Source organism: Cecembia lonarensis LW9 (genome assembly GCF_000298295.1).
GTDB lineage: Bacteria > Bacteroidota > Bacteroidia > Cytophagales > Cyclobacteriaceae > Cecembia > Cecembia lonarensis.
In genome coordinates this window covers 1-15,147 of the sequence record NZ_AMGM01000008.1, presented here as the reverse complement: position 1 = coordinate 15,147, position 15,147 = coordinate 1, and the positions used below count along the sequence as shown (strand labels likewise).

Annotated in this window: 11 protein-coding genes; 6 read left to right on the top strand and 5 right to left on the bottom strand. The window is 40.1% G+C overall.

Annotation, left to right across the window (positions count from 1 at the left end; genetic code table 11):
- Position 1 precedes the first annotated feature (1 nt).
- From B879_RS04150 to B879_RS04130, 5 genes are all read right to left on the bottom strand, one after another.
- The gene (locus B879_RS04150; RefSeq protein ID WP_009183888.1) at positions 2-1,840 is read right to left on the bottom strand and encodes a T9SS type A sorting domain-containing protein; all 1,839 of its coding nucleotides are present in this window, start codon (positions 1,838-1,840) and stop codon (positions 2-4) included.
- Between the two features lie 12 nt (positions 1,841-1,852).
- Positions 1,853-2,614, bottom strand: a complete 762-nt coding sequence (locus tag B879_RS04145) for a PASTA domain-containing protein (RefSeq protein WP_009183887.1) — start codon at positions 2,612-2,614, stop codon at positions 1,853-1,855.
- A gap of 154 nt (positions 2,615-2,768) precedes the next feature.
- A complete protein-coding gene (locus B879_RS04140) occupies positions 2,769-5,810 on the bottom strand; it encodes a M43 family zinc metalloprotease (RefSeq protein ID WP_009183886.1) in 3,042 nt (1,013 codons plus the stop codon).
- A 10-nt stretch (positions 5,811-5,820) separates the two neighbouring features.
- Complete coding sequence (locus B879_RS04135; RefSeq protein WP_009183885.1) at positions 5,821-6,069, bottom strand: NifU family protein; 249 nt, start codon at positions 6,067-6,069, stop codon at positions 5,821-5,823.
- Positions 6,070-6,081: 12 nt separating this feature from the next.
- On the bottom strand, positions 6,082-7,176 hold the full coding sequence (locus B879_RS04130; protein WP_009183884.1) for an Mrp/NBP35 family ATP-binding protein: 1,095 nt from the start codon (positions 7,174-7,176) through the stop codon (positions 6,082-6,084).
- A gap of 175 nt (positions 7,177-7,351) precedes the next feature.
- Between B879_RS04130 and dnaG the strand changes: the two genes are divergently transcribed.
- The 6 genes from dnaG to B879_RS04100 form a co-directional block, all read left to right on the top strand.
- Positions 7,352-9,289, top strand: coding sequence for a DNA primase (gene dnaG / locus B879_RS04125; protein WP_009183883.1), 1,938 nt, complete (start codon positions 7,352-7,354; stop codon positions 9,287-9,289).
- Between the two features lie 81 nt (positions 9,290-9,370).
- The gene (locus B879_RS04120; RefSeq protein WP_009183882.1) at positions 9,371-10,588 is read left to right on the top strand and encodes a bifunctional 3,4-dihydroxy-2-butanone-4-phosphate synthase/GTP cyclohydrolase II; all 1,218 of its coding nucleotides are present in this window, start codon (positions 9,371-9,373) and stop codon (positions 10,586-10,588) included.
- An 81-nt stretch (positions 10,589-10,669) separates the two neighbouring features.
- Positions 10,670-11,335: a hypothetical protein gene (locus B879_RS04115; RefSeq protein ID WP_009183881.1), complete on the top strand. Its 666-nt coding sequence runs from the start codon at positions 10,670-10,672 to the stop codon at positions 11,333-11,335.
- A 5-nt stretch (positions 11,336-11,340) separates the two neighbouring features.
- Positions 11,341-12,123 (top strand): 5'/3'-nucleotidase SurE, encoded by a 783-nt coding sequence (gene surE / locus B879_RS04110; RefSeq protein ID WP_009183880.1) that lies wholly within the window; start codon positions 11,341-11,343, stop codon positions 12,121-12,123.
- A 140-nt stretch (positions 12,124-12,263) separates the two neighbouring features.
- Entirely contained in the window at positions 12,264-13,520 is a 1,257-nt protein-coding gene (locus tag B879_RS04105; RefSeq protein WP_009183879.1) for a S8 family serine peptidase, read from the top strand.
- A 114-nt stretch (positions 13,521-13,634) separates the two neighbouring features.
- Positions 13,635-15,147: tetratricopeptide repeat-containing sensor histidine kinase (locus B879_RS04100; RefSeq protein ID WP_051012659.1), on the top strand; the 1,513-nt coding region annotated here is incomplete at its 3' end.

Here is a 15,147-nt window from a genome sequence, read left to right as displayed (position 1 = left end):
GTTATTTAACTAATATTCTGAATGATTTTTGTTCTTCTCCCTGAATCACCTGAATCAGGTAAATTCCTTTTTGCAACCCGGCAAAATTAATCATTTTACTGTTAATTTCGGGATTTTCTTCGGGTAGATCAAGGCTCCTGCCAAAGTTATCAAATACCTGGTAACTGTCAATATCCCCTTCAATGCTTAGCCAATCTGTAACAGGATTTGGAAATACCTTTAATGTTTTCGTATTCTGCTCTTCTTCTGCTAAAAGGGGTTCCTCGCTTAAATGCACCCTGATCATCAATGAGCCTCCCACAATGGTATTTTGTTCCCAGCTTCCGGAAACGTTGAAAAATATCTCACTGCCATTATCAAAGGTTTTATCAAGTCCCACATAGACAAAGTCGTTGGTGAACTGAGTAAAGCCCACAAAAAAATTGCCCTCTACCCGGACATTTTCTTCCAGTTCAAAGTAAGCAAATTCACCAAGCACTTCTTTTTCGGGGATAAACACCTCTTTGACAAAAAGGGGCTCGTTGGTTAAGTTATTCCACACCATCAAATCAATAAAGGTATTTGCTTGGAGAAAATTGGTAAAATTAATACTGATCCCCTTGACATATGCTGGATTTTCTACCTCAAAGCGGTTGGCTAACATCCCATTCCTTTGATTAATTCCAGCGGAATAGTCCACAATACCATCGTCATAGGCATAAAAATCCTTTACTGTAATGATGGTTTTGACGGTATCATTTACCCGTAGGTCCACTTGTTCAAAAATCAGGCTGTCTCCATCTACAATCTGGAAAAGAAACCGATCTCCTGAACTGATATAGGTGGTTAATTCCAGGTCTGTTTCTGCTTCAGGTAGATCAATATTACCGAAATTATTACTTGTAAATGTGCGTCTTTCATTCGCTAATGGCACAGGATTAAAAGGGGTGTTGTTATTAATCCTGCTTATCAGGGCATCATCTGCTTTATTTCTTAATTCTATGGAGTACTCCATAGCCCTGAAACGGTTTTCCAAGTTTTTAAACTCATTGGAGACATTGGTCCAGATGGTGTTATTTTTATTTTTTAGTTCAAATAGGGGGATGGCAGCGTACTTCCCCAATGGGCGGGAGTTTGTCTGGGTCAGCGCCCTGTCCGGGAAAAACAGGTTATTTGGATTACGGTTTTTGTTCAGGTACACATAATCCAAAAGCCATGCATCAAAAGGACCGGAAGCTCTTCCGCTGATTTGGAACCTGAATTGAAAATTTTCGTGTTGGAAATCCTCAGTCACCTGTATTATTTCAGGGGTAAAAAAGAACTGCTCGGCTTCTAACTCTCCAGATACACGCCATACCTGAGTCCATATTCCTGCTGAATCCAAGAAAAACAAGTTGAGGTCATCATTGAAATCCGGTAATTCCGCTTTTCCACCTGCTTGCCAAAAAAAACTTAGAAATACGGTGTTTTTTTCGGCCTCAGAAAGACCGGACAAATCTATAGGCAAGGAGGTTATCTGATCGTTGATACCCTGTTCTATTGGAACATTTGAGTATGGCCTACCTCTTTCATCCACACCGTCCATAAGCAATACCCCCAAGCTTGGTGGTGCATTGCCCACGGTATAGGATTGGGTAGTTCCTCCATTGATCCATTTTGCGGGGTCCACCCCAGGACTGGAAAAATCATCCCAGAATGGCAGTTGCAGGTTGTTTTCCAATATTCTGGCATTCAAAATAGCCTTTTCCTCTGATGGGAATATGGGTGTAGGAAGTTGTTGAAATTGAGCATTGGCCTGCTGTGCGCATATTAAAAGTGCCCAAGTAATAAAAATAAAAGCAACTGCCTTCCTTTTGAACATGAAAACTACAAATTATCTTTTCACATCAGAAATCCAAACATCTACTGGCTCTCCGGTTTTCATTTCTGCACCCGGTGGTGGTATCTGCCTAATGATAATCCCAGAAGGAACAGTATCCGTTTCCACATAATTGATCCTCCCCAACCTTAAACCTGATCCTAAAATAAGAAATTCTGCGTCAATTTCATCCATTCCGATCAAATTAGGTACATCCAATATTTGATTCCCCAGACCATCACCAATGACAAGGTCAATCTGAGAACCTTTAGGAATTTCAAATCCTTCAGGGATATTCCTGCCTCTGTAGCGTTGTTCAAGGACCACATTGAAAGTTATATCTGGAATGTAAATGAATTCACCACGGATAAGTCCCATGTTATTCAAAATTTCCTGTGCGTTTTTAAGTGGTGCATTGACCAAATTGGGCATTTTGATCATTGGGGCATTTTTCGAATTCAAGGTAACATATACTTTTCTGCCCTGTTTGACCTTGCTTCCTGCCCTTGGATTTTGTTTTAATACGGTTAATGGTGGAAGATCAGCGTTGTAGCCGCTATCCAAAGCTACTTCTATCTGCAAATCTCTTTCACTCAGGTAGGATTCTAATCGGTTAAATTCAAATCCTTCCAGATCAGGAACACTCACCGTTTGCCCGTGATTGGTATAGGAGGGGAGGAATACTTTAAGAAAAAGGAAAGCGAAAACCAATAGTATACCAAATACAATAGTCAAATGGGTGACAATTTTTTTGGTGGAGGTTTTTAAATCTCTCATGAAATTTGAGGTAAGTTACAGTTCAAACGTATAAAGGTATAATTAATTTTTTCAAACGTTAATATCTATCTGGGGTCTTCAAAGAATAAGCCAAATTTTTAAGAAAAAGAACAAAAACCGGAAACACCATGAAATGCTCCGGTTCAAAAGCCTGTTAATAGATGATCAGTTTACGTGTTTCTGTTATCGATTGGCTGGTAATTTGGACGATGAAAAGACCTTTTGAGAAATTCCTTGAGCTGAAAGTATAGGTCTGGTTCAAGGTATTCGGGTAATCCACATCATGTACCAAAGTGCCTGTAGCAGATACAATCTGAATTTTGACTGTCTCAAATCTTGGTAAATTGAAGACGATATTGAACAGTTCGTTGGCTGGGTTTGGATAAATGATGGTACTGCCTAATCCAGGATCAACAGGCTCTGGGTTGGCGGAAAGGAACAATTCTATATTGTTCAGGAAAATGGTACTGTTTGTATCTTCCTGTCCCTCTAGCACTATGGCAACACGAACCATACTTTTATTTGAACCGGCAAAATCGCTCAAATTGACATATTCTCTGGTGAAATCCCCTGAACTATTTGGGTTGGGGTCACCTGAACTGACGGTTACAAGGTCATTCCCTGATTTATTAAAGACTTCACGATAATTTGTCCCCCCATCGTCACTGGCATAAACCAATAACTTGGTCGTTGGACTCACGCTTCCTGCCGCTCTATCGAAAAATAGGGCAGCCTGACTACTTCGCGTAAGGTCAAATGTGGGAGAACCAAGCCAAAATGTATTCATGCCGGCAACAGGATCTATTCGGACTACATTACTGGCGGAAGAGCCAACCTGAAGCGGTGAAAGCGCCCAACCCCTTAGGTTATTTTCAGGATTAATGGCTACCCAAGGATCAAGATTTACGGCATTATTGAAGTTTTGGCGCCAAGGGGACCTGATATTTTCTTGGTGAATGACCACATGTCTATCCAGCACTATTGGGTTTCGAGGATTCTGATCAAAATTCGGAAATTCTAGTCTGTATATCAGCTGATTAACACCTTCGCGGGTGGAAATGGGTAGATTGATCAGTGTTGAATCACCCGGTGGAACGACTGTACCTCTAGCCAAAAACGATTGTCTAGGCGTAAAACTGGTGGTCCTTCGGAAAACAAAACCAGAAATCGGTAAGTTCCCTGTGTTTTTAAGCAAAATTGACTCTACTTCGTGATTTCCAGTAGATATTGGAGTGGGACTGACCAGTTGGGTTAATTGCACATCATACTTAAAGAATTCTTCTTCAAGGACTTCAATATCTTTGATGTAAATGTTATTACCGAATCCATTTCTGTTGATAAAAGCAATTCTCACGTTGCCCAAATCGGCAAAAGGAGCCAAATTGACAATTTCTCTTCTGAACTGACTTTCATTTCGTGGTACAAATTCATTAAGTGTGGGTTCTGAAGTCTGAAGGAATACCCTGTCCTTGCTATATGGGGCATCAATGATTTCAAAGGTATTCCCACAATCAGCTGAAATGGCAATGATCAGATCATCCCCAAAACCCTGTGCATTATACGGCGCATGCGCCATGAGAAAAGTAAGTTGTGCGTTAGGAAACTGATTCAGGTTGATCTGTGGAGAAACTAAGAAATCCAATTCTCCGATGGCATCATATTCATAATTTTGAACTCGTATAACCTCTTGTGTACTGCCACCGATTGTCAGTGGAATTGTTTCCCAAGTGATATCATTATCAGGATTATCAATCACCCAGGTATTTCCTATGTCTTCAATGCGCAGACTATAAGGGAGAGAAAGTTCAGGTTGTAATACAGGAGTGGACGTAACGCTATTGTTGGAGGGGTTAGGGTCTGTAGTCCCATTAACCTCTACAATATTGACTTCAAAATTATTGGAATTATTGTTGAGTGTTACCGGGTTAAAAGTAACAATGGTATTATCACCAGTTTCCAGGTCCAAGCTAATGTTAAGGCTTTGCAGTAAATTGGTATTGTTACGGATTTCAATCCTGGCAGAAGTGATGCGGTTACTTCCAGAGTTGAATATTAATACCTCTGGCACGATATTTAGTTCACATATAAAATTTTGTGGGTTCAAAAGGCGCTCAACGCCCAAATCATTGTCTTGCAAAATAGGTTCAATGGTTGCTCTTCCATTGACCAAGCTGGCACGCCTCGGACTATTCGCCAATACCACATCCATTCTATCCACCTGACCCTGTGTGAAAATATTCATGCAGACGTCCGTGGTATAATCCATATAATTTTCCACCATGTCCCTTGTACCACATGTCACTCGGGGAGTGGGTCTGCAAATGTTATTGGGGCCATCCTGGTTAGGAGTGTCGTCTACAAAATCGTCTGCATTGCAGTTGCCATCTCCCCATATATGCCGTAGTCCAAAAAAATGTCCAATTTCATGGGTAAGTGTTCGACCTCTTGATCCTCCGACCGCAGATCCTCCTTGTCCGAAGTAGCGATAGTCCACTGTTACGCCATCTGTTTCCCTTGCTGCAGCAGGAAAATTTAAACCAGGGAGATTGGACACAGGAAAAGTAGCGTAGCCAATAAATGGGTTGACCAATGGAACTACCCAAATATTAAGATAATCTTCAGGTGGCCACTGGGCCAATTGGCCAATAAGACCAGCATCGTTTGGACTATAGGTAGTTTTTGGTCCTTGTACCCTGTTAATCCCATCGGTAGGTAAACCCCTAGGGTCTTGTTTGGCCAGGACAAATTCTACTCTTGAATCAGCTGCTACACCTAAAAATTCCTCAGGGGTTTGACTTGCATCTGGATTTTGTCTTCGGAAATCCTCATTTAAAGTACGTATTTGGGATTCAATTTGTGCTAAAGAGATGTTGGCACCCTCACCGATAGGTGTTCCATTATGAATGATATGCACCACAACAGGGATAAATTTAACATCTTCTGTGGTTCTAGTCTGTGGCCTTGACTTTCTTTCTTTGATTTGCCCATTCATCCAGGACTCAAAAAATTCTTTACTGCCATAAATACCCAACTGCTCCTCTTGTAGCTTCTCCATATGGGTAGCGGCACATTTTTCATCATGAATATGCTGAAAACTCTGTCCAAAAAACTGCTGTGAAAAACTGCTTGGAGAAATTAATAACAAGAAAAAGGATAGAATTAAACCTATCCTTATCTGAGAAGCAATTATTTTCATGTGTAATAAATTATGCGACAGCGACATTTATGGCCTCAACCTTCACTATTTCAGGAATATCTCGTTTTATGGCTTCTTCTACTCCCGCTTTTAATGTCATACTGGACATGGGGCATGAACTGCAGGTGCCTGTGAGTTCCAATCTCAAAATCATATCATCTGTGATTTCAACAATTTTCACATTTCCCCCATCTGCCTCTAAATAAGGTCTGATACTATTCAGCGCCTTTTCTACCTTTTCTACTAATGTTAAATTCATGCTATTCGATTATCAAATTTTCACCTGAACTACTTCTGTTTTGGCCTGGGCAGCATTCCTGATGGCTACCTGCCTGGCCACATTTTCAGCTACCAAGGAAAATGCTTCCTGAGATACGCCCTCCCTCATAACTGCCGGGTAACCGATATCACCACTTTCGCGGATTGTTTGCACAATGGGAATTTCCCCCAAAAAGGGAACTCCAAATTTTTCAGCCAATTTTTGCCCACCCTCTTTGCCAAATAAATAATATTTGTTATCAGGCAATTCTTCGGGGGTAAAATAAGCCATATTTTCCACAACACCTAAAACAGGTACATTTATTTGCGGTTGTTTAAACATACTCAAACCTTTGGTAGCGTCTGCTAATGCCACTTTTTGAGGTGTTGTTACAATCACTGCACCGGTAACCGGAATAGTTTGGACCATAGTCAAGTGGATGTCTGAAGTGCCCGGAGGCAGGTCAATTAACAAATAGTCCAATTCTCCCCATTCCACGTCTCCAATAAACTGCTTGAGTGCTGAACTGGCCATTGGACCTCTCCAAACCACAGCTGAATCTGCAGGGGTGAGGAAACCTATCGACATCAACTTCACGCCATACTGTTCAATAGGTATAATAACATTTTTACCGTCAATCTGTTTCACACCGGGCTGCTCGGCTTCTACGTTAAACATGGTTGGAATGGAAGGTCCGGAGATATCCGCATCAATTAAACCAACCTTCGTGCCAGTGTTGGCCAGAGCCACAGCAAGATTACTGGAAGTGGTGGATTTTCCAACACCACCCTTACCAGAGGCAATGGCAATGATGTTTTTGACTTTGGGTAATAAAGGTGCGTTGTCCCTTGCAGTGGTTACGTTTGAAGTCATAAAAATATCCAAAGCTATATCCTCTCCGAAAGCTGATTCCAAAGCTTCAATACAATTGTTTTTAATCACTTCCTTTAATGGGCACGCAGGTGTGGTCAGTACAACCTTAAATTTTATTTGCTTTCCATCGATATGGAGATCCTGAATCATTCCAAGTGTTACCAGGTCTTTTTTTAAATCAGGGTCTTCGACGGTGGAAAGTGCTTTTAAAACGGCTTCTTTATTGATCGACATTTTTTCTATTTATACGGGCTGCAAATTAGTTTATAAATGCGCTAAATTAAAAGGCAAAAGGAAAGAATACTCCTTTATATCTGTACAAACCCCCAATCCTTGTAAATAGTTTCGAAGTCAAATACGGCTGAATTTTGTCGGAATACTTTTATCTTTGAAGTCTAAGGGAATAAAAATGGCAATCAGCAGAGCGACTACAGATAAGGTAAAAGACAGAGTAGATATTGAAGATGTCGTAGGCGACTATGTACCGCTTAAGAAAAAAGGCCAAAACCTTTGGGCCTGTTGTCCTTTTCATAATGAGAAATCCCCCTCTTTTTCTGTATCACCTACCAAGCAGATATATAAATGCTTTGGTTGTGGTAAGGCAGGAGACCCCATACAATTTGTAATGGACATTGAAGGGATAGGCTTCAATGAAGCTATCCGTCAGTTGGCAGGTAAGTATGGAATTGAAATTGAAGAAGAAAAACAGGCCACGCCTGAGGAAGTTCAGGCTTATAATGAGCGTGAAAGTCTCTATATCGTGCTCAATTTTGCCAAGGAGTTTTTTGTTAAAAACCTGCTAACTGAGGAAGGAAAGGCGATAGGTTTAAGTTATTTTAAAGAAAGGGGTTTTACTCCTGAAATCATTGAAAAATTTGACCTGGGCTATGCGATGAATGGTTGGGATTACCTACTTCAGGCGGCTCAAAAAGGGGGACATTCTACTGATTTATTGCTTAAGGCAGGGCTGATTCTCCAGAAAGAAGGAGATGCTTCCAGGTTCTATGACCGATTTAGAGGTAGGGTAACTTTTACCATCCACAATTTAGGGGGTAAATCTATTGGCTTCGGCGCCAGAATATTGACCCAGGATAAAAAACAGCCAAAGTACATCAATTCTCCTGAAACAGAAGTCTATCATAAAAGTGACATACTCTACGGTATTTTTCAAGCTAAAAAATCCATCAGGGAAAAAGATAACTGTTATTTGGTGGAAGGATATACAGATGTCATCTCCCTTCACCTTGCGGGAATTGAGAATGTTGTGGCTTCTTCTGGCACATCTTTGACGGAGAATCAAATCAAACTGATCAAAAGGTTTACGGACAATATTACTGTACTATATGACGGGGATGCTGCAGGTATCCGAGCTTCATTGCGTGGTATTGATATGATTTTGGAAGGCGGTTTGAACGTAAAGGCTGTGGTTTTCCCCGAAGGAGAAGATCCGGACAGCTTTGCCAGAAAAGTAGGATCTGCTGCTTTTTCTTCCTACTTGGCAGATAATGCCCAGGACTTTATTTCCTTTATGATCGGTTTGCACGCTGATGATGCAGGTAATGATCCTATCAAACAGGCTGATTTGATCAAGCAGGTGGTTCAAAGCATTTCAAAAATCCCGGACCCAGTCATCAGAACGGTTTATGTCCGGCAATCAGCAGGCCTTCTTGAGATTGATGAGCAGATTATTCAGGCAGAACTGAATAAAATTTACCTTAAGTCTCAAAAAGACCAATTTTTCAAAACCCAAAATTCGCCCACGACAGATTTTGTTGAAGACTTACTGCCAACCAAAGAAGTCCCCACTGCACTTTACAGGTTGATTGAGTTACAAGAAAGGGAAATGCTCAGGTTATTGGTGAATTATGGATTTGAGATGGTATCTGAAGAGCTGCATGTCTGTCAATACCTTTTGCAGGAAACTGAGGAGCTTGAATTCAAAACACCGGTGTACGCTAAAATATTGACACTTTATAAAGAAGCCTTGTTGCAGGGGGTACTTCCTCAGCCTGAATACTTTTTACAACATAATGATCAGGAGGTCAAAAAGGAGGTCATACACCTTATTACTAAAAAATATGAATTGTCAACTTTGTGGGAAAGTCGGTTCCAGATTTTTACGCATCATGAAGCAGATGATCTTGCCAAAACTGTATATGACAGCATTTTGCATTTAAAGAAAAAGGTAATCAAAAACATGCTGGACGAAGCCAAAGCCAAAATAAAAGAGGCTGAAACGGAAAAAGCCCAAGAAGAAGTCATTACAGAGAGAATATCTGTTTACATGGAACTGAAAAAATACCAGGTTGAAATAGATAAGCAATTGGGAATTGTGATCAGCTTTTAACCAAACTTTCATTTGTTTTTCGATGTTTAACTCAATAAAGGATGTAATTTTACATCGACTAAACCCAAGTATTAAAATAAAATGTCAGAAGATATCAAGCTCGATCCTATTGAGGATGCCATAGAAGCCATAAAAAAAGGTGAAGTTATTATTGTTGTAGATGATGAAGACAGGGAGAATGAGGGAGATTTTGTCTGTGCCGCAGAAAAGGTCACACCTGAAATCATTAATTTTATGGCCACGCATGGTAGGGGATTGATTTGTGCGCCTTTGATTGAGGATCGTTGTGAGCAATTGGGCTTAGAATTAATGGTCGGGCAAAATACTGCTGCATATGAGACGCCATTTACTGTATCCATTGACCTCATAGGCCATGGATGTACCACAGGAATTTCAGCTAGTGACAGATCCAAAACAATTAAGGCCCTGGTGGACGATAGCATTCACCCTGATGAACTGGGAAAACCAGGTCATATTTTTCCGCTTAAAGCCAAAAGAGGTGGAGTGCTTAGAAGGGCCGGGCATACGGAGGCAGCGATTGATTTTGCCAGACTGGCAGGTTTTTCGCCTGCAGGGGTTTTGGTAGAAATTATGAATGAGGATGGGACGATGGCGAGACTTTCCGATTTGGTAAAAGTTGCCGAGCGTTTTCAACTTAAGTTGGTTTCCATCAAAGATTTAATCGCATACAGGTTAAAGAATGAATCCCTGATCAAAAGAGAAATAGGTGTTGAAATGCCTACAACATGGGGGGATTTTGAACTAATTGCTTTTAGGCAAACCAATACTGATGACTTGCATTTGGCATTAATCAAAGGTTCTTGGGAGCAAGGAGAACCTGTTATGGTCAGAGTCCACTCTTCCTGTGTGACCGGAGATATTTTTGGTTCTTGCAGGTGTGACTGTGGTCCACAATTGCATGCGGCAATGCAAATGGTGGAGAAAGAAGGAAAAGGTGTTGTACTTTACATGAATCAGGAAGGGCGGGGAATAGGTCTGGTTAATAAATTGAAGGCTTATAAATTACAAGAGCAGGGTATGGATACCGTTCAGGCTAATCTAGCACTTGGTCTCCCGATGGACAGGCGAGATTATGGGGTTGGCGCTCAAATTTTGCGAGACTTGGGTATCAGTAAGCTCAGGTTAATTTCCAATAACCCTACCAAAAGGGTAGGTTTGATCGGTTATGGTTTGGAAATCGTGGAACAAATACCTATTGAAATTAGCCCAAACCCACATAATGAAAAGTATCTGACTACCAAAAGGGATAAGATGGGACATAATATTTTGAAAAAATAACTTCTCAGGGTTCATTAATTCGAGGATTTTCTACAAGATTTTATGCATCAAATCAACCAATTGTAAAAATAAATCGTTATCATGAGTAGACAAGTAAATATACTTATGATTAAAATATCCTTCTATACTGTCATCATGTTTCTCATGACCATATTTTTGGTTCATGCGCAGGGAAACCAGTTTCCTTCACAGGTATGGCATAAGGGTCAAATTGTTACTGAGGATGGGCAGGTTATCCAGGGTATGGTCAAATATGACCTAGAGAATAATGTGGTACAGCTTCAGGACACAGGTATAAAGACCTTTGGTGCTTCTAATGTAAGGCAATTTGAAATATTTGATGAAGTATATGGAGGCATTAGAACCTTTTATACCTTACCATATGCCTCTACAGGGGATTACGAAACGCCTACTTTTTTTGAAATTCTTACGGAGGGCAATGATATCGTGCTGCTGTGCAGGGAACAAATCGTCATAGACAATAGGGGCATGGGCATGGGGATGGCACCTATGGCTATGAATCCTTTGTGGGGCCCTCCTATAGGGGGAGCCTACAAATTATCCTTCAATTATTATTTCATTAAAGATGGCAGACTTCAAAGATATTCACTCAAAAAGAGGGAATTATTAGATATTTTTGATGATAGGGCAGATGAAGTCCAACTCTTTATGAGAAAAAATAGGTTGTCTCATGATAAAAGAGGAGATTTGCTCAGAATAACTGCATATTATAACCAAATTAAGTAATTTTTATGTCAAAAAAACCATTGATTTTGGTTTCTAATGATGACGGAATCACTTCAAAAGGCATCAGGGTTTTAGTAAATATTATGAAACAATTGGGTGAAGTAGTGGTACTTGCGCCCGATAGTCCCCAGTCCGGAATGGGCCATGCCATTACCATTGGTGAAACCCTTCGGTTGTATGAAGAGGATATCTTTCAGGATGTTCAGGCTTTTAAATCCAGCGGAACACCTGCTGATTGCGTCAAATTGGCCAAGCATTATGTACTCAAAGACAGAAAGCCAGACCTTATCGTATCAGGTATCAACCATGGGAGTAATACTTCCATTTCTGTTTTGTATTCCGGTACAATGTCAGCGGCGATTGAAGGTGCACTTGAAGGTTATCCTTCTATTGGTTTCAGCCTATGCGATTATTCTTCTAAGGCAGATTTTAGCCATACTGAAGAATATGTGTATAAGATAGCGAAACAGGTTTTGGACAACGGGCTTTCCAAAGGTGTTGCATTGAATGTGAATTTTCCCCCAAAAAGAAATGAACCCATCAAAGGTGTAAAGGTCTGCAGGCAAGCTCATGCCAAGTGGCAAGAAGAGTTCTCTGAACGATTTGACCCTAATGGAAGAAAATACTTTTGGATGGCAGGCAATTTTGTCAACTTTGATAAAGGCGAGGATAACGATGAATGGGCCATTGCCAATAATTATATCTCTATTGTTCCCTGTCAATATGATCTTACTGCGCATCATGCCATCAATCAGATCAATGAGGATTGGAACTGGGATGAACTCTGACAAAAAATCATAAAAAAAGAAAGGCTGTTCAAGATTTTTGTCAGCCTTTTTTTATTTCATAAGAGAAATATTTCGGGAAATTTTTCCATTATTTTGTGTTTTTACATAGATTTAGGTTTCACTATTCATTTTGTAAGTATATGATTAACAGGTTTTTAATTCTACTCATTGATAAAAGCATTTATGTACTTTTGTTCAGCGTTTTATTGTATTCCTGCTCACCTGACCCCATTCAGGAGATTCAAAATCTTGAGGAAGAGAATTTTTCAACTTTTCCCAATTTTAAATCTGAGCCCATTGAAGATCAATATATCGTAGTTTTTCACGAAGATCAGCTATCATTCAGGGTTGATTGGGATTATTATGAAAACTCTCAAGCTATGATGAGAAAAGAAGTGGATGCTTTTTTCAGAAAGCACAGGATTGACCCTGAAGGTTTAGAGCATATTTTCACTACAGCGCTCACTGGTTTCTCAGCCCGGATCAAACCTGAGACCTTACCTGCTATTATGGCTGATCCAAAAGTAAATTATTTGGAGCAAGACAGAAAAGGAGAGCTTGGGCCTTTTGAAATCCAAAGAGGTAGGCCCGTAGCGGAGGAAGAAAAAGAAAGTACACAGGTTATTCCATGGGGAGTACAAAGAGTAGGTGGGGCTTTTCCTTTTAGGGGCAGGCACAGTGTATTCATTTTGGATACCGGGATTGATATAAATCATCCAGACCTAAATGTGGATGTCAGGAAAGGCTTTGATGCTTATGGAGGGAAAAGACCCAATTGGAATGTTCAGGATGAGCATGGACATGGTACCCATGTAGCAGGTACCGTTGGAGCTTTAGACAATGGTTTTGGGGTAGTCGGCGTAGCTGCAGGTGTACCTGTTGTGCCGGTTAAAATATTTACAGGTCCTAGAGCGGCATATACCTATTCTGGTTTAGTGGCAGGTATTGAATATGTAGGTGTAAGAGGAATTCCCGGTGACGTGGCCAATTTGAGCTTTGGTGGTTTTGATGAAAGTAGGGTATTGGATGATGCAGTCTTGAATGTTTCCAATAAAAGAAGGGTTTGGATGGTCATAGCGGCAGGCAACAGTAGGTTGCCAGCTTCCGCTTTCAGTCCGGCAAGGGTAGAAGGTACTTTTACCATTACCGTATCGGCCTTTCAAAACGGTGATGTTTTTGCACCATTTTCCCATTTTGGACATCCTGTGAAATTTGCTGCACCAGGTGTAAACATCAGGTCTACTTGGTTAAATGGAAGGTATGCTAATTCCACTGGTACTTCAATGGCTGCACCTCATGTGGCGGGCTTGAGGGTCTTGGGAAGTATCGGTACAGATGGTTTTGTCTTGAATTATCCGCTTCCTGATCCAGCACCCATTGCTTTTAGAAGGGAATGATTTTTAATTAACAGATTTTTAGGGGATGAAATATAATTTCTTTTTAATAACACTTTTTTGGTTTTTATTGGGATTTAAAAGCCCAAAATATTGATCCATTTGAGGAGCTGAAGTTTGATTTTACAAGAATTGGATGGGAAAGAAAGGGGACAGGTCCTTAATAGGCTTTCTTTTTTGGTCAGAGAGAAAAATTTGTCCCAGGCATTTGAATATGCAAATGAGGCCGAAAAATTGGGTAAAGCTTTAAATGACTCCTTGATTTTAGCTAATGCCAAGGAAAACCTGGGTTGGATCTATTATAGAACCGGTGTATGGGACAAAGCATTTAGGTTTTCCAGAGATGCCTACACAATCAGCTATAAAATCAGAGATAAAAGGGGAGTGGCCATGAGCTTAAATAATCTCGGGGTCATTTATTATAAGCAAAAAAATTACCCTGAAGCCATTAAAAAGTTTAAAGAAGCATATGGAATTGGTGTCCAGTTGGATGATCCTTTTGTCATGGTAAGAAGTCTAAATAATACAGCACTTAACTTTTTGGCCACGACGCAGCTTGACTCAGCATATCAGTATGCCTATCAGTCGCTCATGATCAATAATGAATTCAATACCAATTTTTATAACAGTTTTATTTATAGGGTATTAGGTGATATACAATTGGCCAGAAACTTGAATGATGAAGCCATAGCCACGTATAATTTTGCTTTACAAACTGCGAGTCATCAACGTTTGGAATCTTTTGAAGCATCAATCCTTCATCGTTTGGGACATGCATTTTTAAATAAATCCGAAGTGACCAAAGCTATTGAGTTATTGGAAAAGGGCAAAGACATTGCCTTGGAAAAAAACTTTCAGGATGAATTGATTCAATGCTATAAGTACCTGGCCATTGCTTATGAACAAGTGGAAAAATTAGATATGGCCTATTTCAATCAGATGTCTTATAACCGCTTGAGTGATATTCTTGAAGATAGGGTCAATAAGGATAGGCTTGCCCTGATCTCTGCCATGTTTGAAGTTGAAAAAAGTGATGCGGAAATCCGTTACCTAAGGGCAGAAAATGATTATCAGGATCTTCAAATTAAAAGTTTTAAAACCTACAATATTCTTTTTACAATTGGAACCTTATTCCTTGCCATACTTTTTGTTTGGTTATGGTCCTTGCATAAAAAAGCCAAGGCCATCAATGTGGAACTTTTGAATAATCAAATGAAAGTAGAGCAGCAAAAATGGGAACTTGAAAAACAATCCAACAATTTAGACAGGTCCAATAAATTAAAAAATCGGCTTTTTTCTATTTTAGCCCATGATCTAAAAACTCCTGTCGCTCAATTACAGGGTGTCCTGGGTTTGATAAATGACCAAAATATAAGTAAGGAGGAGTTTTTGGAATTATCCCCCAAGCTTAAAAGAAATGTAGATGGGCTATATGTCACACTCGATAATATCCTTACATGGTCGAGAGCACAAATGGAAGGGTTTAAAGTACAGCTCAGGCCTACACATGCCGGTCAGGTCATTGATGATTGTTTGAATTTGCTTGAACAGTATGCACAAGGAAAAGAAGTGACATTTCGCCTCAGTATGGAAAAAAACCTAAGGATATGGGTGGATACTGATCTTTTTC